The following is a 380-nucleotide window of genomic DNA, read 5'->3' on the forward strand; positions in this document are numbered from 1 at the left end:
GAAGCATAGTGTGGAGCTCATCTGATTCAGAGGCGTTGTCGGTAGACGCAGATGGAACACTTACGGTAAATGACGGAGCGCCGTGGATTTTGGAAGCATTGTCGAGGCAGCCGTATCAGGCTGTAAAAACGGTGGATATTACAGCTGCGGCAAATGACGGACTGCGGACAGACAGATGCAGGGTAACACTGAATTTCCAGGCGAACTGTATCGAGGCGGACCAGGAAAAGGAGGTATTTCCTATCACCCTTACACTGACAGGAAGACGTTCGGCTCCGGTATTGACCTTCAGCGGACAGGAAGCCAGGGAGCTGAGTGCGGTCATCTATTCCAGTCATCCTGATGTAAGCCAAATTGTGTGGTCCTTTGAGGATCCGGAT

1 protein-coding gene is annotated in these 380 nt (G+C 51.6%); it reads left to right on the forward strand.

Annotation, left to right across the window (positions count from 1 at the left end; genetic code table 11):
- A partial coding sequence (locus NE664_15790) for a hypothetical protein (GenBank protein ID MCQ4728096.1) occupies positions 1-380 on the forward strand: 380 nt, incomplete at both ends.

Source organism: Anaerotignum faecicola, assembly GCA_024460105.1.
Taxonomy (GTDB): domain Bacteria; phylum Bacillota; class Clostridia; order Lachnospirales; family Anaerotignaceae; genus JANFXS01.